Origin of the sequence: Flavobacterium micromati, from assembly GCF_900129585.1 — a bacterium.
In the GTDB taxonomy this organism is placed as follows: Bacteria; Bacteroidota; Bacteroidia; order Flavobacteriales; family Flavobacteriaceae; genus Flavobacterium; species Flavobacterium micromati.
The window spans coordinates 146,703-170,002 of sequence record NZ_FQWF01000012.1; the positions used below are offsets into that span (position 1 = coordinate 146,703).

Consider the following 23,300-nt stretch of genomic DNA (forward strand, 5'->3'; position numbering starts at 1 on the left):
TTTTGGAATTTGCTATTTTAAAAATGTAGATTTATTTATCACTTACTGTTCGAATAAAAATATCATTGACAGTTGGTATTTTTTCGACAAAATGAGTGACTTGACCGCGTTGCGTTAAAACATGTAATAATTCATTTGGAGTAGCATTACCTAACTGAATTTCTAGTTTTAAGCTATCGTTTAATGACTTAAAATTAGCTGGATTGACTTTGTATTTTTGAGTAAGATCATACATTAAACCTTCTACATTGTCTGACAACACACCCACTTCATAGCTATTGGTTTTAAATTGTCTTTTTACATCATTTATTTTTCCTTCAATCAATTTATTAGATTTGTGAATCAACGCAATGTGATCACACAACTCTTCGACACTTTCCATGCGATGGGTTGAAAAAATTATCGTGGCTCCATCTTCACGAAGTTTCAAAATCTCATCTTTGATAATATTAGCATTTACGGGATCAAAACCAGAAAAAGGTTCATCAAAAATTAATAGTTTTGGTTTGTGTAAAACACAAACAACAAATTGAATTTTTTGCGCCATTCCCTTAGATAGTTCCTGGATTTTCTTGTTCCACCACCCTTGAATTTCCAATCGTTCAAACCAATATTCGAGTTGTTTTTTAGCTTCTGCTTTAGAAAGTCCTTTCATTTGAGCCAAATACAAACACTGTTCACCAACTTTCATCGTGTTGTAAAGTCCTCTTTCTTCCGGAAGATAACCTATATATTGCACATGTTTGGGCTGCAGTTTCTCACCGTCAAGAATAATTTCACCGCTGTCAGGTAAGGTAATTTGATTGATGATCCGGATTAGGGATGTTTTTCCAGCTCCGTTCGGACCTAAGAGTCCATAAATACTTCCTTTGGGAACTGATAATGTAACTTCATTTAGCGCAACGTAATCTCCGTATCGTTTTACTACTTTATTAACCTCCAGTATAGTGCTCATGCTTTATTTTTAATTGTTGTAAAAGTAAATAATTAGTGCCAAAATACTTGTAATTGTTACATAAAAAACCCATCCTTGTATCTTTAAGGATGGGTCTAATAGTATTTATAGTGTTGCAAGTATAGCAATCGTATTTATGAAAACATATCTTTTACTTTCTCGAAAAATGATTTATCTGTTTTTTCTGGATTTGGAATAAAATTATCATCGGTCAACGCATTTTCAAAAAACTGTTTTTGTTCTTTATTTAATGTTTTTGGCGTCCAAACATTTACGTGAACTAGTAAATCTCCATTTCCGTATCCATTGATGTTTGGAATTCCTTTCCCTTTTAACCTTAAAATTTTACCAGACTGAATTCCTTCCTCTAATTTAATTCTAACTTTACCGTTCACCGCTTCTATGTCTTTAGAAATACCTAGAACTGCTTCTGCAAAACTGATGTATAGGTCATAATGCAAATTCTCACCTTCACGTTTCAATGACTCATGTTCAAGTTCCTCAATAGCAACAATTAAATCTCCAGGAATACTATTTCCTGGCGCATCATTTCCTTTATTGGAAACCTTTAATTGCATTCCATCAACAACTCCAGCAGGAATTTTAATCGAAACCGTTTCATCTTCAAGAATCATTCCTTGAGAATCGGCATTGGTCGGTTTTTTATCTAAAATCTGACCAGAACCACCACAAGTGGGACAAGTAGATGCAGACTGCATGCGACCTAAGATTGTATTGGTAACACGCATTACTTGCCCTTGACCATTACAAGTAGTACATGTTCTATATGATACTCCCGGAGCCTGAACCTTACGTTTTACTTTTACTTTTTTCTCGACACCATTAGCAATTTCTTCTAATGTCAATTTTACTTTTATACGAAGATTGCTTCCTTTAGCACGACGAACTCCGCCGCCACCGCCACCTCCAAAACCACCGAAGCCACTTCCGAAGATATCGCCAAACTGACTGAAAATGTCATCCATGTTCATTCCGCCCTGACCACCGCCACTAAAACCACCAGAGCCATCAAAAGCTTGATGACCATATTGATCATACTTCGCTTTTTTCTGAGGATCACTTAAAACCTCATAAGCTTCTGCAGCTAATTTGAATTTATCCTCTGCCGATTTGTCTCCAGGGTTTTTATCAGGATGATACTGTAAAGCGCTTTTTCTATATGCTTTTTTAATTTCAGTAGCATCAGCACCCTTTGAAATGCCTAGTATTTCGTAAAAATCTTTTTTCATTTTTATATTTTATAACAATAATAAAGTGGCAATTAAATGCCCTTTTACAAATAGATTTACTGACCGATTACCACTTTTGGAAAACGAATAATTTTTTCCCCTAGCTTGTATCCTTTTTCAAGAATATCAACAATTTTACCTTTCATATTGTCTGATGCAGCAGGGATTTGCGTTATTGCTTCAGCAAAATCAGCATTAAATACGTCACCCACATTTATATCTACCACCTCTAAACCTTTAGCAACTAGTGTGCTTTTCAATTTCTCATGGATCAATTCGACTCCTTTTAAAACAGATTCATCAGCAGATTTTGTAATTTCAGTAATCGCCCTATCAAAATCATCGAGCACTGGTAACATTGCTGATATCACTTCCTGATTTGCAGTTTTAAATAACTCAATACGCTCTTTAACCGTTCTTCTCTTATAATTTTCGAACTCAGCAAATAATCGTAAATATTTATCTTTTTCTTTTGCTAAGTCTTGCGTTAATTGCTCCTCAACACTTAATTCTTCAACAATAGCTTGCTCTTCATTGGCATTATTTTCTAATATAGTTTCCTCTAATTCTTGATCGATTTCTGTATTTTCGGTATTCATACTGCTCGTATTTTTAAATATATTTTTAAAGTTCATTTCAATTCTTTTCTCTGGATTGCAAAAGTGTTGCCAATTCTTTTAAAATGTCATAATGTCATATTTTTAAAAAATTGATTGTTTTCAATTTTTATATAATTTAGTTTACAAACTTTAGGTTTAATTTAAGACTTACAAGCCCTTATTTTTCTACTTTTGTAAAAGAAATTTATTTTTAAGTGATAAATTTTATTAAATTGTTAGTTCCACACAATTATTAATTCACCTTTGTATTATATTAGAAAAAGCTTCGTTTTATAAAACGAAGCTTTTTTTTGTGGTCACAAATTTTGTACGATCTATAATAATGTCACTTTCAATTTCTCAAAATCAACCGATATCTGCTCACCTGTACTTAAATTTTTAAGTGAATAAGTATTTGATTCTAATTCTTGCTTTCCAATAATTACTGCAAATGGAATTCTTCTTTTGTCAGCATGTTGAAATTGTTTGGCAACCTTTGCATTATCTGGATACAATTCTACCTTAATTCCCGCGGCTCTTAACCTTTGAATTGCTTGCAAAGCATAAAAAGCTTCATCATCTCCATAATTTATGAACAATGCTTTTGTAGTTTCCGTTACGGTTTCTGGAAATAAGTTAAGCTCTTCAATGACTAAATAGATACGGTCTAAACCAAAGGAGATTCCAACACCGCTCATATCTTTTAATCCAAAAATCCCCGTCAAATCATCGTAGCGGCCACCGCCACCTATAGATCCCATTGCAACTGATTTTGGCGGAGCAACTTCAAAAATAGCTCCTGTGTAATAATTTAATCCTCTAGCTAAGGTTACGTCTAAATCTAAAATGGCGCTATTTAATCCAAGCTTCATTACGTTATCACAAATAAAACGAAGTTCCTCCACTCCTTTCAAGCCTTCAACGGAAGAAGAAAGTAAATCAGATAGTTTATCGATTTTTTCAGAAATAGTTCCAATAAAATTGAATAATGGCTGTACTTTGACAATCGCTTCAGCGGCAATTCCTTTCTCGATCATTTCCTTTTTCACACCGTCCTCACCTATTTTATCGAGCTTGTCCAACGCAACTGTAAAATCGATTAGTTTATCCGAAGCACCAATTACCTCAGCAATTCCAGATAAAATTTTTCTGTTATTGATTTTTATTGTTGCTCCAATTAAACCTAAATCTGTAAAAACGGTATCATATAATTGAACTAATTCTACTTCCTGCCATAAGGATTTTGACCCAACAACATCAGCATCACATTGAAAAAATTCTCTAAACCGACCTTTTTGCGGGCGATCTGCTCGCCATACCGGCTGAATTTGGTATCTTTTAAAAGGAAATTCAATTTCGTTTTGATGTTGTACCACATATCGTGCAAAGGGAACCGTCAAATCATAACGCAAGGCTTTTTCGGAGATGCTCGAAGTTAACTTAGCACTGTCTTTATTTTCCAAATAAGCTGCATCGGCTTTCGACAAATAATCTCCAGAATTCAAGATTTTAAAAATTAGACGATCGCCCTCTTCTCCGTACTTTCCCATCAAAGTATCAGAATTTTCAAACGAAGGCGTTTCTATGGGTTGGAAACCAAATTTTTCAAAATTACTTTTGATAATCTGGATTATATACTGCCGTTTTGCCACCTCGATAGGTGAAAAATCTCTCGTTCCTTTTGGAATGCTTGGTTTAGATGCCATTTGTTTGTGTCATTTACGATAAAAGATTTTCGATCACAATTTTTTAATTGTGTGAAAATCGAAATATGTTGCAAATATCATATTTTAAAAATTATTCTATTTAAAAAAATTATGATTTTATCGCAATTTCTCTAGCCTTGATTGCAATGGAAATACAGCAGTGCAAAATAATATTGTTTTCTTGCTTGAAAGAGCGACCAGCGGAAGCTCCTTTCAAGGAATTGAAAACAAATTATTTTTGCTGCTGGATTGTAATGAAAAGCGAGAAAAAGCTCCCAGTAATAACGATTGTAATTAATTCCCTTTCCGATAAAGAAAACTTGTAACAAAAATTGTATTTTCGTGTCAAACTTGTATGATGTTAAAATTATTTAAAGAAAATATACGCATTGCATTGGGTTCTATTAGAACGCAATTGCTGCGAACGGTTCTTACCGTGATGATTATCGCAATAGGAATTACTGCTTTAGTGAGTATTCTTACCGTTGTTTCGGCGCTTGAAAATACGATTTCGACTGATTTTGCATCGATGGGTGCTAATACATTCAACATAAAGCAGTATGAAAATACAACTCGAAATCGCGGTGGTGCTGAGCGGGAAATTATAAATCCAATTATATCCTACCCAGAAGCGGTTTCTTTTAAAAATAAATACAAATATCCATTTACTGAAACTTCACTTTCATTTACTGCTACTGCTGCGGCTGAAGTAAAATATGAAGCAACTAAAACTGATCCTGAAAATTCTATTCTAGGAGTTGATGAATTTTTTATGACCAACTCTGGTTTAGAAACGAGTGCTGGACGCAATTTTACAGGTTTTGACATCGATAATAATGCGTATGTATGCGTTGTGGGTTCTGATTTTGAAAAAGGCATTCTTAAAGATGTAAACCCAATAGACAAAATTATTTCTATTCGAGGCGCTAAGTTTAAAGTAATTGGGGTCTTAAAAGAGAAAGGCTCCACTTTTGGTAATAACCAAGATTTACGAGTTTTAATTCCCATTCAAGTGGCTCGTTCTTTATTTACAGCTCCGAGCATTAATTATACTTTAAGTGTGATGGTTGCCAAAAAAGAACTGCTAGAGCAAGCGCTTGATAATGCCACGAGCACGATGCGGAGAGTTCGTAAATTAAGTCCTATAAAAGACAACAATTTTGGTGTGGTTCGTAGTGATGATTTGATAAATAGAATTTTAGGAATAACAAAATATCTTGGATTAGCGTCATGGCTGATTGGTGTGATTACTGTTCTAGGATCTTCTATCGCTTTGATGAACATCATGATCGTATCAGTTACAGAGCGTACTCGCGAAATTGGGGTTAGAAAAGCATTAGGAGCAAAGAAAACTACTATTGCCATTCAATTTTTTATTGAAACGCTGCTTATTGGTCAACTAGGCGGACTAATGGGGATTATTTTTGGAATTCTCATCGGGTTTGGAATAGCAACTGCATTGGATTTTGCTTTTGTAATTCCGTGGGGCGCGATCATGGCAGCATTTATTACTAGTTTTATTGTTGCAATTGCCTCGGGATTATATCCAGCTATAAAAGCTGCGGTACTAGATCCTATTGAAGCTTTGCGATATGAGTAAATAATAAGGTACGAGGTATTTTAGGTACGAGGTACGAAAGTGGAGGTACGAGGTTTGAAGTACGAGGTACGAAGGTGGAGGTACGAAGGTGGAGGTACGAAGGCGGAAGTTGGAGGTACGAGATACGAGGTTTTAAGTACGAGGTACGAAGGCGGAAGTACGAGCTTTGAAGTACGAGGTATGAAGTACGAGGTCTGAAGTATGGGGATTTAGGAGCGAGGTTTACAGTTGGAGTTGCGAGTTTAGAGGTAGATAAATTTACTTTATATTTACTTTTTGTTCCCCTGATTAATTCTGGCTGTTTTGATGGATGCAACAATAATTGCCAAGATTTCGTTGCCTTCTTTTAACAGTGTATTAATCTCTAATTTTAGGTCTGCGTTCTTATTTAGTTCTAAAATAATTTCTAAAAAAAAATTACTTTCATCTGCTTCTTCTTCTACTATCTTTAATTTATTTATAAAATCAGCGGCAGATTTTGCTCTTTGTGAAGCGCGATAATTAGCACCAACAGAACTCGAACACCTTATAAGCTGATTTAAATAAGCATTGTATTCTCGTGAATTTGGTATTTTTGAACACAGCAATGCACAATCAATTGTGAACTTTTTAGTTCTAGCTTTCATATCAATCATAGTAAATACTTTAAAAATTTCAATAATTTAACTTTTCCTCGTAATTCGTAACTCTTTCTAAAAATTCTTACTTCTTATCTCGAACTTTTTTAAGACCTCGTATTTTAAATTTCTACCTTTTTTAAAACATAATACCTTTTTCAAGCCCTTGTGCCTTTTTCAAAACCTCGTAACTTTTTCAAGCCCTTGTGCCTTTTTCAAAACCTCGTATTTCGTACCTCGTACCTTTTTTAAAGACCTCGTACCTTTTCAAAACCTCGTATTTCGTACCTCGTACCTTTTTCAAAACCTCGTACCTTTTTCAAACCCTCGTACCTCGTACCTTTCTCAAGACCTCGTACCTTTTTCAAACCCTCGTACCTTTTTCAAGACTTACTTTATCCCCCGGATCATTCTATCATTCCCATAAATATCTTTGCGTAATTCGATATTTTTGAAATTCATTTTCCCAAGTAATTCGATCATTTCTTGACCTAAATATTGATTTATTTCAAAAAATAATTCTCCGTTTTGAGTTAGGTTTTTCTGGGCTAACGTTGCTATTTTCTTGTAGAAAATCAATGCATCATTATCCTCAACAAAAAGTGCCAGATGTGGTTCATTGTTTAAAACATTTTTCTTGATTTCCTGTTTTTCAAGGTTTCGAACATAAGGAGGATTTGAAACTATAATGTCAAACTTTTGATTTAAATCTGTCGTTTCAAGAATGTTTTGATTTAAAAAATTAACCTCAACGTTATTAATTTCTGCGTTTTTTTGGGCTGTAGCCAAAGCTTTATCAGATATATCAATCGCAAATACTTGTGCATTTTTGATGTTTTTTGCTAAAGAAATTGCAATACATCCACTTCCTGTTCCGATGTCGAGGATCTTTATTTTTGCACTTTCAACTTGTGACTTTGAATTTTTAATAATCCAATCTACTAGTTCTTCGGTTTCTGGTCTAGGAATTAAAACGGAAGGATTCACTTCAAAATCCAATCCGAAAAAGCTCGTTTTGCCCAGTAAATATTGAACTGGAATTTCAAGTTTTAATTGTTCTAAAATTGAATTCCACATTAAAATTTCTTCTTCAGAAAAAGTTAAGTCAGGTTGCAAAGCCAAATCAATTCTTTTAAGTTGCTGCTTTTCCTCTAAAATTAAATAGAAAAAACTTTCGGCTTCATCTTCGCCAAAAATTGCTATTAATTCTTGAATAAATTGGGTTCTAAACTCTTTAATTTTCATTTTGTGATTTTTTGCAAACTAGAGAAACTCATTTAATACATCATTATTAACCTTGTGGCGCCGTAAGTTAAATGGCTAAATCTTTCAACATCCAAACAGGGCAACTCACGTGTCCTGTACTTCCCATTGGAGCAGCGATGTTTTCAAAACCTACTTTTTTATATAGCTTTTGGGCATCGAGCATAAAAGGCATTGTTTCTAGATAACACTTTGCAAATCCAAAGTTTTTTGCACTTGCTAAACAAAGTTCCATCATTTCAGCTCCAATCCCCATTCCACGTGTTTCAGGCAAAAAATACATTTTTTGCAGTTCGCAAATTGTGTCCACTTCATTTTCTAGTTGCGCTATTCCCGCACAACCTACAATTTTACCGTTATTTTCTACTATATAATAAACAGATCTTGGGTTGCTATATTCCTCGAACATAAGATCTAAATAAGGATCTTCATAAGCAGTGCCCACTTTTGGAATCTCTAATTCGTCAAAGACGAAGCGTATCAGCTGCGCAACTTGCTGATTGTCTTGTTTTTCAATTTTTCTAATAATGTAATTTTCCATTTTTATAAATATATTAGTCGCCGCAAAAATAGAGATTGTTTATTATAAATTTTAGAAGTTTTGCAACAAAATCCTAAACTCAAAAATTAGTACTTTTACATCGTGAAAATAAATGAAAAATATATTAAAAGGTGCATTCAGTTAGCTAAAAACGGACTAGGAACAACCTATCCAAATCCATTAGTAGGCAGTGTTATTGTGTGCGACGGGAAGATAATAGGTGAAGGTTGGCACAAAACAGCAGGAGAACCTCACGCCGAAGTAAATGCCATCAATTCTGTAAAGGACAAATCCTTATTAAAAAAAGCAACAATCTATGTCTCTTTAGAACCTTGTAGTCATTTTGGTAAGACACCACCATGCTGTAATTTAATCATTGCAAACAAAATTCCAAAAGTAGTTATAGGAACAATCGATACCAACATTAAAGTGGCGGGAAACGGGATCAAAAAATTGATTGAAGCCGGAATTCAAGTCACGATTGGCATTCTTGAAAAAGACTGCTACAAACTTAATAAACGTTTTTTTACTTTCCATGAAAAACAGCGACCTTATATTATTTTAAAATGGGCAGAAAGCCAAGATGGCTATATTGCACCTACTGAAAAAATTGAAAAAAAACCGGTTTGGATTACTAATGCCCATTCGAGGCAGATTGTTCATAAATGGCGAAGTGAAGAACAAGCAATTCTTGTAGGGACACAAACTGTTATAGATGACAATCCTAAACTAGATGTTAGAGATTGGACTGGAAATAATCCCATCCGATTGGTTTTAGATCAGCACAATCGCATTCCAAAACAGAGTCAAATTTTTGATAATCAAGTTAAAACATTCCTTTTTTCTAAAATTAAAAGTAATGATGAAAAAGAAAATACTATCTTTGAAATCATCGATTTTGAAAAAGATGTTCCCAATCAACTTATTCAGTCGTTATACAGGCACCAAATTCAATCAGTTATTATTGAAGGAGGGAGACACACTTTACAAACTTTTATTAATGCCAATCTCTGGGATGAAGCTCGTATATTTTATGGAAAAGTTCAAATAAACGCTGGCACTAAAGCGCCGATTTTAGAATCGAAGCAAAACGAGAAATTTATCATTGGAACTGACAAACTAATAATTTCAAGAAACCATGATTAATACTATAATATTTGATTTTGGAGATATTTTTATCAATTTAGATATACAAGCCACCACAACAGCTTTTAAAAAACTAGGGTTGAAGGAGTGGAATGATGAATTGCGCGATTTAAACCTACAGTTTGAAACCGGAAAAATCACCAATGAAAATTTTCTTTTAGGTATCCAAAAACACATTCCAAATTCTAACATAAAAGACATAGACGCTGCTTGGAACGCAGTTCTTCTTGATTTTCCGCTATATCGGCTAGAATTTTTACAATTACTTTCTAAGAAATACCGCTTGTTCTTATTATCTAATACCGATTCTATTCATATTGAAACTTTTGAAAGTAATAACGGAATTTCATTTTACAGTGATTTTTATCAATGTTTCGAAAAAGTTTATTTTTCATTTGAAATTGGATTACGAAAACCAGACTTGGATGCTTTTAAACATCTGATAAACAATCACAAACTTGATCCAAAACGCACATTATTTGTAGATGACAAAAAAGAAAATACAGATGCAGCGGCTGAATTAGGATTTCAAGTTTGGAATTTACAAGTTGGTGAAGATGATGTTATTCAATTATTTGACAAAAATATAATTTAGAAAATAAAAGCTTTTTGGAAATAAAAGATACCTACCGCACAATAGAACATTCCTCTGACGAAATCCTTTTTAAAGAAAAAAACAGCAAATTTTTTGGTTATGCTTTCCCCATTTCAACAGAGGATCAAGTTAAACCACAAATTGAAAAACTACGAAAGCAACACCCTAATGCAGGACATTTTTGTTACGCTTATCAAATAGGCACCGATGCGATAACTTATAGAGTAAATGATGACGGAGAACCAAGTAATAGTGCTGGCATGCCTATTTATGGTCAAATACAATCATTTTCTGTTACTAATATATTAATAGTGGTGGTGCGCGTTTTTGGGGGAACTAAATTAGGCATTGGTGGATTAATATCCGCGTATAAAAATTCAGCCCATTTAGTACTTGAAAATTGTGAAATAGTTGAAAAAACTATTGATTATAGTTTTAAACTTTCTTTCGATTATCAAAACATGAATAAAGTAATGCGGGTAATCAAAGAAAAAAAACTCGAAATTACGAATCAAGAAATGGAAATTGATAAAATTTCAGGATTTCCGGTAGGTAAAATTGAGATAAAAACAAGAAAAAAAAATGCCGAAATGATTTTCGACATTTTTAATATTATGTACGAAATTACGGTTAAACGACTGTAATTTACGATGAAATACATCAATATTTTATACATCATTCCATAGCCTTAAACAATTCTAAAATATTATCCGGCGGACTCACTGGTTTTCCCGTTTTTAACAATACAAAAACCAATATAAACTGGGCAGTTGTTAATAACTCATTAGACTCATTGTAAATTGCACAATCAAATTCTACCTTAACAGACGACTGACTTTTGAAGACTGTATGAACCGTTAGCAGCTCATCATAACGCGCTGGTTTTTTATAATTGATATTCATCGAAACAATGGGAAGCGCAATACCATTTTCTTCCATGGTTTTATACGAAATCCCTTTGTTTCTAAGCCATTCGACCCTTCCTATCTCAAAATAAGGGATATAATTTCCATGGTAAACGACACCCATCTGATCTGTTTCTGAGTATCGAACTCTAACTTCTACTTTGTGATCTTTCATTATTTATTAATTAAATTTTAAATTTTTTTAAACCTCCTTACAACAATAATTCGTGAAATTATTATGCTAGATATTTTTTTTTACAGAAAATTGTTCACATATTTGTTATCCTAATAATGGGTACCAATCCAATTTTTTTTTGGTAAGATAAAAATTACCAATCAAAAATAATTTAAAAGAAATTTATGAATAAAACTGCTGAATCAGTATGGGAAAACTGCTTGTCTTTTATTAAAGACAACATCCAAGATCAAGCCTACAAAACATGGTTTGAACCTATCAAATCAGTTGAACTTACCGATAATGCTTTGTATATTCAAGTACCCAGTAAATTTTTTTATGAATGGCTTGAGGAACATTATGTAAAATTATTAAAAGTGGCTCTAACCAAAGAGCTTGGAAAAAATGCAAAGTTACTTTATAAAATTAGAATGGAAAACACTTATGGCAACAAACAACCTTTTACGGAACAGTTGCCAAGTGCGAATAGAGTACCTATGCGGCCACAAGAAGTGGATGCTCCTTTTAAGAATTTAAACCCAGAGTTAAAAAACCCATTTGTGATTCCTGGTATTCGAAATCTTAAAATCGAATCCCAATTGAATGCTAATTATAGTTTTGATAATTTTCTAGAAGGAGATTCAAATCGATTAGCGCGTTCTGCTGGAATGGCTGTTGCCAACAAACCGGGAGGTACTTCTTTTAATCCTTTATTAATTTTTGGTGGTGTAGGTCTTGGAAAAACGCATTTAGCGCATGCTATTGGAGTTGAAATTAAAGATAAATATCCTGAAAAAACAGTTTTATACATTTCTGCCGAAATTTTCACCCAACAATATATTGATTCCGTAAAGAAAAATAATAGAAATGATTTTATTCATTTTTACCAATTAATTGATGTATTAATCATTGATGACGTTCAATTTCTTTCAGGGAAATCAGGAACTCAAGATGTATTTTTCCATATATTTAACTATTTACATCAAAATGGAAAACAAGTAATATTGACTTCAGATAAAGCTCCAGTTGACATGCAAGATATCGAACAGCGTTTGTTATCTCGTTTTAAATGGGGATTATCAGCTGAAATTCATCAGCCAGATTATGAAACTCGAATTTCGATTTTGAAAAATATTTTATATCGAGATGGAGTTGAAATTCCAGATGAAATTATAGAATATGTTGCCCGTAATATTAAGTCAAATGTACGGGAACTTGAAGGAGCGATAATTTCTTTGATCGCACAATCATCTTTTAACAAAAAAGAAGTAACAATTGAACTTGCTAAAAGTGTAGTTGAAAAATTTGTCAAAAATGTAAAAAGAGAGATATCGATCGATTACATTCAAAAAATTGTTTCGGACTATTTTCAATTGGATTTGGAAACCTTACAATCAAAAACACGAAAAAGACATGTTGTTCAAGCGAGACAATTAGCAATGTTTTTTGCTAAGAAATTTACAAAGGCATCATTAGCTAGCATCGGTTCTCAAATTGGAGATCGCGATCATGCAACAGTGTTACACGCTTGTAAAACAGTAGACAATTTAGTGGCTACTGATAAACAGTTCAAAAAGTTCATGGAAGATATCAATAAAAAATTAACGTTATAAAATATCATGCCTATAAAAATTTTGATGGTTTGTTTAGGGAACATTTGTCGTTCGCCATTAGCAGAGGGGATTTTAGCATCAAAACTGCCGAAAGACAAATTTATAGTTGATTCAGCAGGAACAGGTTCATGGCACATTGGTCATTCTCCAGACGAACGTTCTATAGCAATTGCAAAAAAAAATCAAATCAGTATTTCACATCAAATAGGAAAACAATTCAGTGCAGCTGATTTTGATACTTATGATTATATTTATGTGATGGACAACTCTAATCACATCAATGTTTTAGAACTAGCATTAACACAAGATCACAAGGATAAGGTCAAAATCATTTTGAACGAATTATTTCCAAATGAAAATGTAGATGTTCCCGATCCTTATTTTGGTCTACCCAATGGATTTGAAATTGTTTACAACATGCTTGATGAAGTATGTGAAGTAATTTCCAAAAAACTGATTGAAAAACATCAATAGTTTTTTATCAGAATCTTTTATAAATGAATTAAGCCTAATTCATTTACTGCAATTAGACATAATACTTTCAGGAAATAAACTACTGATTGACAAAAGTAATCTATATGAAATCAAATACAGTTTTAGGAAAACTTTACTTAATCCCAACAACTATGGGAGATTGCGATCCGATGGATGTTTTTCCACAAACTATAAAAAGAAGTATTGATCTGATTGATTATTATGTTGTTGAAAATGATAAAACAGCTCGAAAATCTATTAAAGAAGTAAATCCGGAGAAGAAGCAATCCGAACTTAAGCTTTTTGTTTTAAACAAACACACTGAACCTAAGGAGCATTTAGAATTTATAAAACCACTTTTGGAAGGTCTCGATATGGGTTTAATGAGCGAAGCAGGTTGTCCTGGAGTTGCTGATCCTGGCGCTGTTATTGTGAAACTAGCTCACGAAAGAGGCATTCAAGTTATTCCGTTAGTGGGACCTTCTTCGATCCTTTTGGCAATGATGGCATCTGGAATGAATGGACAAAGTTTTACCTTTCATGGTTATTTACCAATCGAAAAAGACGAAAAGAAAGCCAGTTTTAAGACATTAGAAAGAGTATCTTTTGAAAAAAATCAATCACAAATTTTTATCGAAACTCCTTACCGCAATAACAAATTACTAGAAGATTTACTGCAAACGCTTCATCCAGAAACGCATCTTTGTATTGCAACAGATATTACTTTATCAACAGAATATATTAAAACTAAAAAAATAGCCGCTTGGAAAAAAGAAACGGTTGATTTACACAAACGTCCAACAATTTTTATCATTCACAAGATGTAAACTTTGTTAAATTTAGTTTCTGCAAATGCAAAGTTAATTTGATAATTTGATCATTTTATATTTAAAAATCTCGTTTTAGCTTTACAAAAATCCCAAATAATTGCTGAGCGATTTTTTAAACTAGAGCATTTCCTAGATTTACCAAATGTGAAAAATACGGCGTAATATTTGCAAAAATTATTAAATTTCAATCGATTGAATTATTAAGGATTGTTATGCATGCATACTATTTAATTCATTATATTTACGAATCAAAAACTAAAAATTATGAGTTATACAGATAAGATGTTGCGCGACGATGCTTTAAAAGGAAAAGTAATTGTAGTAACTGGCGGCGGAAGCGGTCTTGGAAAAGCAATGACTAAATATTTCTTAGAATTAGGTGCACAAGTTGCAATAACATCAAGAGATTTAGAAAAACTAAAAAATACTGCAGCAGAATTAGAGACAGAAACCGGCGGTACTTGCCTTCCTATTCAATGTGATGTGCGCCATTACGAAGAGGTGGACAATATGCTTCAGGAAGTTTTGAAAACTTTTGGAAAAGTAGACGTCTTATTAAACAACGCAGCGGGAAACTTTATATCTCCAACTGAGAGATTATCTGCTAATGCCTTTGATACTGTAATAGATATTGTTTTGAAAGGTACAAAAAACTGTACTTTGGCTTTTGGAAAACATTGGATTGACACCAAACAAAAATCTTCGACAGTTTTGAATATTGTAACCACTTATGCGTGGACTGGTTCTGCATATGTAGTTCCAAGTGCTACCGCAAAAGCTGGAGTATTAGCTATGACACGAAGCCTTGCTGTAGAATGGGCAAAGTACGGAATTCGTACCAATGCAATTGCACCAGGACCATTTCCAACCAAAGGCGCTTGGGACAGATTGCTACCCGGCGATCTAGCAGAAAAATTTGATATGGCTAAAAAAGTTCCATTACAACGCGTAGGAGATCATCAGGAGTTAGCAAATTTGGCTGCTTATTTAGTTTCTGATTTTTCCGCTTACGTTAATGGTGAAGTAATAGTAATAGATGGGGGTGAATGGCTAAAAGGCGCTGGACAATTCAACCTTTTAGAAGCTATTCCAGAAGAACTTTGGGATCAACTAGAAATGATGATTAAATCAAAGAAGAATAAATAAAGTAAAAAAAGAGAGAGTCAATGATTCTCTCTTTTACTTTAAAATAAAAGGGATTTATAAAATTTAATTCTCATAACACAATGTCTATCGCAGTCACAAAAAAAACGGACATAATGGTCTGATTAGTTCTAAATTTTAAATTAACGATTATATCATAAAAAGAAATTCGCTCCCAATTAAATTCTTACTTTTGTTTTTTTTACTAACACAACAAGAATTGTATGCTCATTATTGGAATTGCAGGTGGTACGGGAAGCGGTAAAACAACCGTTGTACATCAAATTATGAATGAATTGCCTCAAACAGAGGTTGGAATTATTTCTCAAGATTCCTATTATAAAGAAAATAAAGGACTCTCTTTTGACGAGAGAGCTTTGATAAATTTTGATCATCCACGAGCTATTGATTTTGAACTTTTAGTTGCTCATCTTAAAGAATTAAAGCTGGGCAATAACATTCATCAACCTGTTTACTCATTTGTAACTCACAATAGAACTGACGATACCATATTTACACATCCTAGAAAGGTGATGATTGTGGAAGGTATTTTAATTTTGGCAAATCCAGAGTTGAGAGAATTATTTGATGTAAAAATTTATGTCCATGCTGATTCTGACGAACGATTAATCCGGAGAATGAAGCGCGATATAGCAGAACGCGGTCGGGATATGACCGAAGTACTTAATAGATATCAAAGTACATTAAAGCCAATGCACGAGCAATTTATTGAACCTACAAAGGCATTTGCTGATATAATTATTCCAAATGACAAATATAATACGGTAGCAATTGATGTTGTTAGAGCAGTAATAAATCAAAAAATTTTATAATTTATTCGTACATTTAAATTTTAATATTTTCTACTACCGAAACTATATTTTCGAAGTTTATATTTCAATAAAAATATTTAGTAAGCCTATAAAATAAAGATAATTCTCTTATTTTTAATATTAAAAAATAGAAATGAAAAATTCTTTTAAAGACAAACCGTGGTTCAAAGTGGCAAGTAACAAATACATTTGGGTACTGCTGTTTTTTTGTACATGGATGTTTTTTCTAGACAACTACTCGTTTTTTGATCATCGTATTTTAGATAAGCAAATTGAAGATTTAGAAGATAATGCTGATTATTACCAGCAAGAAATAAAAAAAGATCAAAAGAATATAAAGCAATTAAAGAATTCTGAACAAATAGAAAAATACGCCCGCGAAAAATATTATATGAAAAAAGATAGCGAAGATATTTACATCATAGAATTTGAAAGCGACACTATTGAAAAAGCTACTAATTAAAATTTTTATTAGTTAAAAACAAACAATCACAAATAAAATGGCTACTACTCTTTTCGATGACTTCGATCCCATTTCTTCTAAACAATGGAAACAAAAAATCCAGTTTGAACTCAAAGGAGCTGATTATAACGAAACTTTAGTTTGGAATTCTCCCGAAGATATTCAGGTTAAACCGTTTTATCATAAAGATGAATTAACTAACAATTATTCGGTTGTCACCAAAGCAACTGAATTTAAAATTTGCCAAAATATATACGTTTACGATGTCGAAAAATCCATTGAACGTGCGATAGACTCTTTGAATCGTGGTGCTGAAAGTCTGCGTTTCACAATAGAAAACGAAGCTATTGATGTGCTAAATCTGTTGGAAAATTTACCGTTAGATAACATTACAATATATTTTAATCTCAGTTTTATCTCAATCGATTTCGTTAAAAAATTAGACGATTTTGCCCAAAAAAATAAAGCTATTATTTACTGTAATTTAGATTCAATTGGCCAATTAGCAAAAGATGGAAATTGGTTTACCACCAAAGAAAAAAATAATTTTGAAACCTTGAATTTACTTTCAAGACAAACAAAATCGATCTCCTTAATAAGCATTGACGCGACTTTATATCAAAATGCTGGCGCTAATATGGTTCAACAGCTTGCTTACAGTATTGGTCATGTCAATGAATATTTTAATCGATTAGAATCAATTAATCAACCTATTGTTTTTGAGGTTGCAGTGGGTACAAACTACTTTTTTGAAATCGCAAAGTTGCGTGCACTTAGGATTTTATTTAATTTAGTTGCTAAAGAATATAATCACAATTTAGATTGTAATATTATTGCTTCACCTACAAAACGAAACAAAACCTTATACGATTACAACGTGAATATGTTACGTACCACAACCGAGTGCATGAGTGCGATTCTTGGTGGTGCTGATGCAATCGCAAATTTACCTTACGATGCTTTATACCATAAAGACAACGAATTTGGAGATCGGATTGCTCGTAATCAATTGCTGATATTAAAAAAAGAAAGCTATTTTGACAAAGTTAATAATCCAGCTGACGGAAGTTATTATATAGAAAGTCTGACCAATCAACTCGCTGAAAAAGCATTGACTTTATTTAAAGATATTGAGTCCAATGGTGGTTTCTTAAAACAACTGAATGAGGGAATTATCAAACGAAAAATTCAAGAGAGCGCTGAGGCTGAGCAAAATTTATTCGATTCAGGAAAAGAAATTTTATTAGGGACAAATAAGTATCCCAATAAACAGGATCGAATGAAACATGATTTAGAGTTATTCCCTTTTGTAAAGCAAAATCCAAGAAAAACATTAATAAAGCCCATTATTGAAAAAAGACTAGCAGAAAAAACGGAGCAAGAACGATTAAATCTTGAATAAAACGAAATTTTTTTATCTAAAAAATTGATCATTGGATGGATAATTTGTCAGTAAACAAATGAGAAAAGATATACAACACATAAAATTACAGCAGGAAGAGAATAGCAAATTAATTTCTGAAGAGAAAGTTTATTTGACAGCAGAAGGCATCGAACTAAAATCAACCTACTCAGAGCAAGATATAGAAAATCTTACTCATCTTGATTTTGGAGCTGGCTTTGCGCCAAATTTACGCGGACCTTACGCAACAATGTACGTTCGTCGACCGTGGACTGTTCGCCAATATGCTGGATTTTCGACTGCTGAAGAGAGTAATGCTTTTTACAGAAGAAACTTGGCTGCAGGACAAAAAGGGCTTTCAATTGCCTTTGATTTACCAACTCACCGTGGCTATGATTCAGATCATGAAAGAGTAGTTGGTGATGTGGGAAAAGCTGGCGTGGCTATCGATACAGTTGAAGATATGAAAGTATTATTTGACCAAATTCCGCTAGATGAAATGTCTGTTTCGATGACGATGAACGGCGCTGTTTTGCCTATTATGGCTTTTTACATTGTTGCAGCTGAGGAACAAGGAGTACAACCAGAATTACTTTCTGGAACGATACAAAATGATATATTGAAAGAGTTTATGGTGCGAAATACTTATATTTATCCACCAACACCTTCGATGAAAATTATTGCTGATATTTTTGAGTATACCAGTAAAAATATGCCCAAATTCAATTCTATTTCAATTTCTGGTTACCACATGCAAGAAGCGGGAGCTACCGCCGATATTGAATTAGCGTACACCTTAGCAGATGGTCTGGAATACATTAGAACAGGACTTGCAACAGGAATGAAAATTGACGAATTTGCTCCTAGATTGTCCTTTTTCTGGGCAATTGGAATGAACCATTTTATGGAAATCGCCAAAATGCGTGCGGGGAGAATGATATGGGCCAAATTAGTCAAACAATTTGAACCTAAAGATGATAAATCATTAGCATTACGCACCCACTGTCAAACTTCTGGTTGGAGTCTAACAGAGCAAGATCCTTTCAATAATGTAGCTAGAACGTGTATTGAAGCAACGGCAGCCGCTTTTGGAGGAACGCAATCGCTACACACAAATGCGTTAGATGAAGCAATAGCATTACCAACAGATTTCTCAGCTAGAATTGCTAGAAATACGCAACTATATTTACAAGAAGAAACTAAAATTACTAAAACTGTCGATCCTTGGGCTGGAAGTTATTATGTTGAAAGTTTAACTAATGAAATTGCTGAAAACGCTTGGAAGCTGATTGAAGAAGTAGAAGAGCTAGGTGGAATGACCAAAGCAATTGAATCTGGAATTCCTAAACTTAGAATCGAAGAAGCAGCGGCAAGAAAACAAGCTAGAATTGATAGTGGACAAGATATTATTGTTGGTGTAAACCAATATCGCCTAGAAAAAGAAGATCCGTTGCAAATATTGGATGTGGACAACCAAATGGTTCGTAAACAACAATTAGAGCAATTAGACCGAATAAAAGGAACAAGAAATTCTGAAAAAGTACAAAATTCCCTAACGCAGTTGATTCATTGCGCTAAAACTGGTGAAGGGAATTTACTAGAAATAGCTGTCGAAGCTGCTCGAAATAGAACCACTTTAGGTGAAATTAGTGATGCACTGGAAACAGTTTTTGGAAGATATAAAGCGCAAATTAAATCCTTTAGCGGCGTGTATAGTAAAGAGATAAAAGACGATAAAAGTTTTGAAAAAGCAAAACAAATAGCTGACGAATTTGCAAAAAGAGAAGGCCGCAGACCCCGAATCATGATAGCAAAAATGGGACAAGACGGGCACGATCGCGGCGCCAAAGTTGTTGCTACTGGTTATGCGGATGTCGGTTTTGATGTTGATATTGGTCCGCTTTTTCAAACACCAGCTGAAGCAGCCAAACAAGCTGTAGAAAATGATGTGCATATTCTTGGCGTATCCTCACTTGCAGCTGGCCATAAAACGTTAGTTCCGCAAGTAATAGAAGAGCTCAAAAAATATGGTAGAGAAGATATTATGGTTGTTGTAGGTGGCGTGATTCCCGCGCAAGATTACCAGTTTTTATTCGATGCAGGTGCGGTAGCAGTATTTGGACCAGGCACAAAAATAAGTGAAGCAGCAATAAAGATTATCGAAATTTTAATGGGAAGTTTTGAGGAAATTTAAATAATAATTTTAAAGAAAAGCATTTTTCAGAGTTTGGATATTTCGCTTAAATACTGACTGCATATTCTTCGATTACTTTTGTAATGATGGGAAAATCAAGATTAAATTGGCCCCAAATCCTAAGAATTTGAAAGTTGATGGGTGGTTGATATAATATGTAAAATGCAATTTTTAAGCTAGCTAAAATTACGAGGTTAAGAAAAAAAATAGGCTGTCAAATATTTGACAGCCTATTTTATTTTATAATTTTTTTATGTTATATAGTTTTCGCTTTTGCTTTCCCATTTGCAATAATAAAAGAAGTATCGTATCCTCCAAAAACTTTCATGTAATGTCGTATTGAACTTCCATAAGCGTCGGTAAAGTTGCGTTTCCCCTTATATCTAAAAAACTTTTTTACTGATCCAGCACCACCAAGATGTGCAGCAGCTAGTATTCCAGATTCAGTAATATGCAGACCGTTTAGTACTTTGCCTTCATATTTTTTAATTTCATTTTTTAATTCCCATTTATTTTTTGCTAAAAGCGCTAAAAAAGCTTTTTCTTGAAGTTCTGGACTATTTAAAAAAGCAATTTTGTCGTGAATACCAACTGATTTTAAAGTTTCAATACCAAACTGGTATTTTCCCATATAACCTAAGGAATTTATTTTTTTGTATTTACTTTGAGATTCTTTAAAGCCAATTGCTTCTCTAAAACCTACAAAGAAATTTCCGGTAAAAGGGATGTTTAAATCAATGTATTCTTCTTGTTCTTCAGATGGAAATAAGTAGTGTGTACCATCTTCTTCATTGATGAGAAACCAAGGGTTGGTTTCTAAATTTAAGGGTTTAAAGCCAGAGCTTAAAAAAACTGTAATAACAGTCAAACTTGTATAAAAATACCATTTCTTTATCATAAATTGTTTTTCTTCAAAACGCTGTCCCGTTAAGAAATTTCTACGAGCAAATATACAAAAAAAATATTTATGCTGATTATCAGGTAGTTAAACTTTTCTAAAAATAGATTAGGTGGTATTTTATATCATTAAATCGTTTAAATTCAATTGTGGGAGCTGGGACTTTAACCGTATTTAAAACAGAGAAAACAGTCTTTAAAAATCGAGAATTAGTTTCGATTTTTGTCAAATCAACATCAAAACTAAGGTAAAATTGTCTAAACCTTGCTGGATTATTTGATAGAAATTCTGTATTTTTTGTATTCCCAGTAACCATTCCCTCAGCGCCATATCCTACTGCAACGTTTAACCATTTTGGCAACTTTGACTCTTTTGCAAAAGAATGTAAATTAACTGATAGCCAATACGTTTGACCATTATAATCTTTCAAAATTTGTTCAGAAAAGGATTTTCCTAAAACTTCTGGTCGGAGTTCAGCAAATTTTGTGGTGTGAAAGGAAAATTTTGGTGAAATTCGCTGTTCCCTCCAAAGTAATTCTTGCGAAACATACAATGCAGTTCCAGCAGTATTTGCAATGATATCACCAGATGAAGCGCCCCATTGACTAGAATATCCATCTAAGACCTCAACAGCTGTCAAAAAAGCGAATCCTAAACCAGCGCCATAAATTAGTTGATTTTTTCTGGAAGAACCGCTCCATTGTAACATTTCAGCGCCAAAACGACCAATTTGATAGGACGAAAAAACATGTCCCGCTTTATCCATTTGCAGCCAATCGGAATTGTCATTTATAAAATGAAATTTAGATCGAGGGTAATTAGCGTACCAAAGTTGGTTTAAAGCCACCAAAGTTCCTGCCGCAACAACTGCCTCCGAAATTACAACAGCATTCTGTCTTTTTACATTTAACGAATCAGAAGGTTTAAAGAAATTATCAAACTGACTATTTTGGGAATAGCCTATTTGAAAAGTAAGTATTAGTGTAAGTAATGCTATTTTAAATCTCAAAATTATCTTTTCACCCCTTGACGGTTTATCCAATCTGAATATTTTTTGGCATTTTTATTATGCTCTTCTAGCGTCACCGCAAATTCATGATATCCAAATCGATCTACGCTAGCGCAGAAATATATAAAATCGTTTTTTTCAGGATCTAAAACTGCTTCTAGCGCCGTAATATCTGGCATTGCGATAGGTCCTGGAGGAAGTCCCACATTCATGTACGTATTATAAGGATGACTCATTAATAAGTCATTATAAAAAACGCGTTTGATTACTTGTTCAAAATCATTTGATTTCTTTTTAATGGCATAAATAACCGTTGGATCTGCTTGAAGCGGCATTCCAGCTCTTAAACGGTTTAAATATACTCCAGCAATTCTAGGTCTTTCATCTTTTTTTACTGATTCTTTATGAACAATAGAAGCTAGAATTGTTGCTTCTATTGGCGTAAATCCTTGCTTTTCAGCTTTAGCAATTCTTTCTTTATTCCAAAAATTACGATATTCCTTGATCATTTTATCACGAAACTTTACAGCCGTTGTATTCCAATAAACCTCATAAGTATTTGGGATAAACATAGCCAGAATATTGTCTTCATTAAAACCATTTTCTTGCATGAAAATTGAATCCTTGAATGAATTTAATAACAATATGCTATCTGGTTCAATTTGTGAACCTATACGTCCTGCTAAATCTTCTATTCGTTCTTGGTTATTGAAAGCTAATTTCACAGCAGAATTGAATCGCAGCGCTTTGACTAACTCGTAGCTATTCATCCCTTTTGTTACTAAAAATCGTCCCGGAATAACATTATCAGTGTAACCTCTTTTTTCTGCAACCATATTAAAATGATCCATGTTTGAGATAAATGGTGCCACCAATTGCTGCACATCCTTATATTTGGAATCCGTAGGAACATAAATGTATATTTCGCTATCAGTAAATTTTGTATTAGGCGAAAAAATTTGTCGCAGCACTACTACTCCGTAAATCATTAAGATTGTGATTAAAACGACAGAGATAATTGTGATAATTTTCTTTATGCTCATTTGTGGTATTTTTTTATAGAAAAAAGGAACGCTTTTTTTAAATTTT

General features: G+C 33.3%; 23 protein-coding genes. 12 read left to right on the forward strand and 11 right to left on the reverse strand.

What is annotated here, in order from left to right:
- Positions 1-31 precede the first annotated feature (31 nt).
- From BUB42_RS13485 to hisS, 4 genes are all read right to left on the reverse strand, one after another.
- Positions 32-955, reverse strand: a complete 924-nt coding sequence (locus BUB42_RS13485; protein ID WP_073021297.1) for an ABC transporter ATP-binding protein — start codon at positions 953-955, stop codon at positions 32-34.
- A gap of 134 nt (positions 956-1,089) precedes the next feature.
- Positions 1,090-2,205: a molecular chaperone DnaJ gene (gene dnaJ, locus BUB42_RS13490; RefSeq protein ID WP_073021298.1), complete on the reverse strand. Its 1,116-nt coding sequence runs from the start codon at positions 2,203-2,205 to the stop codon at positions 1,090-1,092.
- Positions 2,206-2,261: 56 nt separating this feature from the next.
- Positions 2,262-2,840, reverse strand: a complete 579-nt coding sequence (locus BUB42_RS13495) for a nucleotide exchange factor GrpE (RefSeq protein WP_073021300.1) — start codon at positions 2,838-2,840, stop codon at positions 2,262-2,264.
- Positions 2,841-3,139: 299 nt separating this feature from the next.
- Complete coding sequence (hisS, locus tag BUB42_RS13500) at positions 3,140-4,510, reverse strand: histidine--tRNA ligase (RefSeq protein ID WP_073021302.1); 1,371 nt, start codon at positions 4,508-4,510, stop codon at positions 3,140-3,142.
- A gap of 355 nt (positions 4,511-4,865) precedes the next feature.
- Between hisS and BUB42_RS13505 the strand changes: the two genes are divergently transcribed.
- Complete coding sequence (locus BUB42_RS13505) at positions 4,866-6,110, forward strand: ABC transporter permease (protein ID WP_073021304.1); 1,245 nt, start codon at positions 4,866-4,868, stop codon at positions 6,108-6,110.
- 269 nt (positions 6,111-6,379) lie between these two features.
- Here BUB42_RS13505 and BUB42_RS13510 read toward each other — a convergent pair whose 3' ends face one another.
- The 3 genes from BUB42_RS13510 to BUB42_RS13520 all read right to left on the reverse strand — a co-directional run bounded on the left by BUB42_RS13510 (position 6,380) and on the right by BUB42_RS13520 (position 8,531).
- A complete protein-coding gene (locus BUB42_RS13510) occupies positions 6,380-6,745 on the reverse strand; it encodes a four helix bundle protein (protein WP_073021306.1) in 366 nt (121 codons plus the stop codon).
- 372 nt (positions 6,746-7,117) lie between these two features.
- Positions 7,118-7,972: a peptide chain release factor N(5)-glutamine methyltransferase gene (gene prmC, locus BUB42_RS13515; protein ID WP_073021308.1), complete on the reverse strand. Its 855-nt coding sequence runs from the start codon at positions 7,970-7,972 to the stop codon at positions 7,118-7,120.
- A 67-nt stretch (positions 7,973-8,039) separates the two neighbouring features.
- Positions 8,040-8,531, reverse strand: a complete 492-nt coding sequence (locus BUB42_RS13520; RefSeq protein ID WP_073021309.1) for a GNAT family N-acetyltransferase — start codon at positions 8,529-8,531, stop codon at positions 8,040-8,042.
- 102 nt (positions 8,532-8,633) lie between these two features.
- On the opposite strand from BUB42_RS13520, the gene ribD reads away from it, so the two are divergent.
- Genes ribD through BUB42_RS13535 form a run of 3 tightly spaced genes read left to right on the forward strand, consistent with a single transcriptional unit; the run spans position 8,634 to position 10,916 of the window.
- Positions 8,634-9,677, forward strand: a complete 1,044-nt coding sequence (gene ribD / locus BUB42_RS13525) for a bifunctional diaminohydroxyphosphoribosylaminopyrimidine deaminase/5-amino-6-(5-phosphoribosylamino)uracil reductase RibD (RefSeq protein WP_073021312.1) — start codon at positions 8,634-8,636, stop codon at positions 9,675-9,677.
- Complete coding sequence (locus BUB42_RS13530; RefSeq protein WP_073021314.1) at positions 9,670-10,272, forward strand: HAD family hydrolase; 603 nt, start codon at positions 9,670-9,672, stop codon at positions 10,270-10,272. The genes ribD and BUB42_RS13530 overlap by 8 nt, the downstream gene beginning before the upstream one ends.
- A 14-nt stretch (positions 10,273-10,286) precedes the next feature.
- Positions 10,287-10,916, forward strand: a complete 630-nt coding sequence (locus BUB42_RS13535) for an IMPACT family protein (RefSeq protein WP_073021316.1) — start codon at positions 10,287-10,289, stop codon at positions 10,914-10,916.
- A 31-nt stretch (positions 10,917-10,947) separates the two neighbouring features.
- Here BUB42_RS13535 and BUB42_RS13540 read toward each other — a convergent pair whose 3' ends face one another.
- Complete coding sequence (locus tag BUB42_RS13540) at positions 10,948-11,352, reverse strand: acyl-CoA thioesterase (RefSeq protein ID WP_073021317.1); 405 nt, start codon at positions 11,350-11,352, stop codon at positions 10,948-10,950.
- A 185-nt stretch (positions 11,353-11,537) separates the two neighbouring features.
- Here BUB42_RS13540 and dnaA point away from each other — a divergent pair, with 185 nt between their 5' ends.
- From dnaA to scpA, 8 genes are all read left to right on the forward strand, one after another.
- Positions 11,538-12,965, forward strand: coding sequence for a chromosomal replication initiator protein DnaA (gene dnaA / locus BUB42_RS13545; RefSeq protein ID WP_073021319.1), 1,428 nt, complete (start codon positions 11,538-11,540; stop codon positions 12,963-12,965).
- Positions 12,966-12,971: 6 nt separating this feature from the next.
- A complete protein-coding gene (locus BUB42_RS13550; RefSeq protein ID WP_073021320.1) occupies positions 12,972-13,439 on the forward strand; it encodes a low molecular weight protein-tyrosine-phosphatase in 468 nt (155 codons plus the stop codon).
- A gap of 104 nt (positions 13,440-13,543) precedes the next feature.
- The gene (locus BUB42_RS13555; RefSeq protein ID WP_073021321.1) at positions 13,544-14,266 is read left to right on the forward strand and encodes an SAM-dependent methyltransferase; all 723 of its coding nucleotides are present in this window, start codon (positions 13,544-13,546) and stop codon (positions 14,264-14,266) included.
- 267 nt (positions 14,267-14,533) lie between these two features.
- The gene (locus BUB42_RS13560; RefSeq protein WP_073021323.1) at positions 14,534-15,415 is read left to right on the forward strand and encodes an SDR family oxidoreductase; all 882 of its coding nucleotides are present in this window, start codon (positions 14,534-14,536) and stop codon (positions 15,413-15,415) included.
- A 221-nt stretch (positions 15,416-15,636) separates the two neighbouring features.
- Entirely contained in the window at positions 15,637-16,245 is a 609-nt protein-coding gene (udk, locus tag BUB42_RS13565) for a uridine kinase (RefSeq protein WP_073021325.1), read from the forward strand.
- A 133-nt stretch (positions 16,246-16,378) separates the two neighbouring features.
- Complete coding sequence (locus BUB42_RS13570; protein ID WP_139257395.1) at positions 16,379-16,708, forward strand: FtsB family cell division protein; 330 nt, start codon at positions 16,379-16,381, stop codon at positions 16,706-16,708.
- Positions 16,709-16,745: 37 nt separating this feature from the next.
- Positions 16,746-18,110, forward strand: a complete 1,365-nt coding sequence (locus tag BUB42_RS13575) for a methylmalonyl-CoA mutase subunit beta (protein WP_073021329.1) — start codon at positions 16,746-16,748, stop codon at positions 18,108-18,110.
- A 58-nt stretch (positions 18,111-18,168) separates the two neighbouring features.
- Positions 18,169-20,304, forward strand: a complete 2,136-nt coding sequence (gene scpA, locus BUB42_RS13580; RefSeq protein ID WP_073021330.1) for a methylmalonyl-CoA mutase — start codon at positions 18,169-18,171, stop codon at positions 20,302-20,304.
- A 256-nt stretch (positions 20,305-20,560) separates the two neighbouring features.
- On the opposite strand, the gene BUB42_RS13585 is transcribed toward scpA, so the two are convergent.
- From BUB42_RS13585 to mltG, 3 genes are all read right to left on the reverse strand, one after another.
- Positions 20,561-21,202 carry a peptidoglycan-binding protein LysM gene (locus tag BUB42_RS13585; protein ID WP_073021332.1) on the reverse strand — a complete coding sequence of 214 codons (642 nt, stop codon included), beginning with the start codon at positions 21,200-21,202 and terminating at the stop codon, positions 20,561-20,563.
- A 97-nt stretch (positions 21,203-21,299) separates the two neighbouring features.
- On the reverse strand, positions 21,300-22,211 hold the full coding sequence (locus tag BUB42_RS13590; protein WP_084118351.1) for a DUF2279 domain-containing protein: 912 nt from the start codon (positions 22,209-22,211) through the stop codon (positions 21,300-21,302).
- A 2-nt stretch (positions 22,212-22,213) separates the two neighbouring features.
- The gene (mltG, locus tag BUB42_RS13595; RefSeq protein WP_073021334.1) at positions 22,214-23,254 is read right to left on the reverse strand and encodes an endolytic transglycosylase MltG; all 1,041 of its coding nucleotides are present in this window, start codon (positions 23,252-23,254) and stop codon (positions 22,214-22,216) included.
- Positions 23,255-23,300 lie beyond the last annotated feature (46 nt).